At 33.7% G+C, this 3031-nt stretch carries 2 protein-coding genes; both read left to right on the top strand.

The window, feature by feature from the left end; all coding sequences use genetic code 11:
• Positions 1-2639: DUF3883 domain-containing protein (locus JHC30_02550; protein MCI4463035.1), on the top strand; the 2639-nt coding region annotated here is incomplete at its 5' end.
• On the top strand, positions 2632-3031 hold a 400-nt coding region (locus JHC30_02545), incomplete at its 3' end, for a DUF1156 domain-containing protein (GenBank protein MCI4463034.1). The genes JHC30_02550 and JHC30_02545, both read left to right, overlap by 8 nt.

The raw sequence follows: 3031 nt of genomic DNA, 5'->3' as shown, positions 1-3031 counted from the left end.
ATGGTGACAAAAATAAAGAGACGGATAGATATAAGCTCGGAAAAAAATTGTCTGCAATTACAGAACACCTTCTTTTTCTTACCGCAACACCACATAAAGGAGACCCAGAAAACTTTAGACTTTTTCAGGATTTGTTAATTCCAGGTTTCTTTGCAAGCAATGATTTAGTTAATGAATCTATACAAAACAAAGACAATCCTTTATTTATAAGAAGATTAAAAGAGGATCTTAGAGATTTTGATGGTAAACCAATTTTTACAAATCGCTATCCTAAAACGATCAAGTTTAAACTTTCTGATAAGGAAAAAGGCCTCTATAATGATCTATCTAATTACGTTTTACTCCAATACAACAGGGCACTTAACAAAAATGATAAAAAGAAAAATGTTGCATTTGCACTTCTAATTCTACAGAGAAGAATGGCATCTAGTACATATGCTCTTCTAAAGTCCCTCGAAAGAAGAAAGAAACGACTTGAGGAATTACTTACAAACCAGGTTAACTTGTCCAAAACTATTGACACTTTAAGCATTGATGAAATTGAAGAACTCGAGGAAAGCAAACGCTGGGAAGAAGAAAATAAATGGGAAACGATTTCAACTGCAGAGAATAAAGAAGAACTGATAAACGAAATTTCAACATTAGAGAAGCTGATAAGTCAGGCTAAAGATATAATAGATACGGAGGAAGAAGTAAAACTTAAAGAATTAAAGAAAGCAATTGAAGAAGGTTTTAAAAAGATAAAAGAGGTCGGTGGTAATGAAAAGATTTTGATATTTACAGAGTCAAAAGACACATTAGACTATCTTGTAACCAAAATACACTCATGGGGCTACTCTGTCAATTTTATTCACGGTGGAATGAATATTGAAGATCGTGTTAACGCAGAGAAAGTTTTTAAAAATGAAACTCAGATTATGGTTGCAACTGAAGCAGCAGGAGAAGGTATTAACCTTCAGTTCTGCAATTTGATGATTAATTACGATATTCCCTGGAACCCAAATAGGCTTGAGCAAAGAATGGGAAGAATCCACAGGTATGGTCAGCAAAAAGATGTATTTATATTTAACCTTGTTGCAGAAGATACACGGGAAGGAAAGGTTCTTGCTAAATTATTTGATAAGCTTGATGAAATAAGAAATGCTCTCGGAAGTGACAGAGTTTTTGATGTAATTGGAGATACATTCATTGGGGTGAATTTATATCAGTTAATTGTTGATGCCGTAGCAAATGCACGTAGTATTGATGATATTCTTAAAGATATCGATATAAAGGTGGATAAAGAGTATATTGAAAAGATAAAAGAACAGCTTGGAGAAAGCCTTGCAACAAGGAATATCGACTATTCAAGGGTTAAGGAAATGACCGCACGAGCAAAAGAGTATAGACTTATGCCAGAGTACACTCAAGAGTTTTTTATAAAAGCCTTTTCAAAAGCAGGTGGTAGATTAGAAATAAGAGATAATTATATAACAATCGAAAGTATCCCATATGAAATAAAGAAAATTGCTGAGGATGAAAATTTTAAAGCTACTTATGGCTCAATCTTAAAAAGGTACCCAAAAATAACGTTTGATAAAGAAATAGCATTTAAACATCCTGAACTCGAATTTGTTTCGTTTGGACATCCTTTATTTGAGGCTTTGTTAAAATGGGTAAATGAGCAATATTTCTCAAAGCTAAGAAAAGGGGCTGTTTTTCTTGACCCTGATGGAATATATAACGGTATAATTTGGTTCTTCGAAGGTTCTGTTTTTGACGGTAAAAATGAAATTGCAGGTAAAAAGATCATATCTATCTACGATGATGGAAGAGACTTAAGAGAAGTGAACCCCTCAGTTTTGTGGGATTTAGTCCCTGTTGATGATGTTAATTCAATTGACCTAAATGTTTCAGTAAGTGAAATTGAATCAATGAAAGAAAAGGTGCAAGAATTTGCAATTTACTCATTAGAAAATTATAAGCGTGAAATTTTAGCTGAAAGAAAACGCCAGGCAGAGATAAAAAGAAAGTACGGTATAAAGTCCCTTGAATATCTCATTTCAGAACTTGATGCACAACTTACAGAACTTTATGAAAGGCAAGAGAAAGGTGAGAATACTGATCTTGCCATAAGAAACAAAAATGAAAAGAAAAAGCAATACGAAGACGCTCTTAAGAATTTGAAAAAGAGTATTGAGCAAGAAATAAACTTATCCATTAGCACACCTGAATTTATCAGTGCAATTGTTGTAAAACCACAAAAAAATGATATGCTCAAGAGAGATGATGATATTGAGGCCATTGGAATGAAATTAGCAATGGAATTTGAAATAAGTGAGGGAAGGTATCCTGAGGATGTTTCAAGAGAAAATCTTGGTTATGATATAAGATCGGAAGGGAATAATGAGATTAGATACATAGAGGTAAAGGCAAGAAATGAGGAGGGTAAGATAGTACTCACTCAAAATGAGTTCCTAAAGGCAAAAAGATTCAAAAATCAGTATTGGCTGTATATTGTAACTAATGCTTCGACAAATCCTGAGTTGTATATAATAAATAATCCTTCTGAAAATTTACAGTTAGTTCAAAAGGTTGAGACTGTTCGTTTTGAAATACCCTTAGAAGAATGGAAAAATAAAGGAGTAAAAAATGGATGAGAAAAGATTTATCGAGGTAACATTCCCATTGAAGGAAGTAAGTGAAATATCTGCAAAAGAGAAAAACATCCGTCACGGGCACATTTCAACACTTCATATTTGGTGGGCAAGACGACCGTTAGCATCTTCAAGAGCAACTTCATATGCTGCTTTGATTCCTACACCAAAGAATGAAGAAGAAAAGTTAAAAATAAATGATTTTATTATCGAACTTGCAAAATGGGAAAATTCGCTTAATACAACAATAATTGAAAAAGCAAGAAGAGACATTTTGAATGCAAATGGCGGGGTACCGCCAAAAGTACTTGACCCATTCTCAGGTGGTGGCTCGATTCCACTTGAGGCATTGAGACTTGGTTGTGAAACTTATGCGATGGATTATAACCCTGTTG

Source organism: Caldisericum sp. (assembly GCA_022759145.1).
Classification (GTDB): Bacteria; Caldisericota; Caldisericia; order Caldisericales; family Caldisericaceae; genus Caldisericum.
This window is presented reverse-complemented; position numbering and strand designations above follow the sequence as displayed.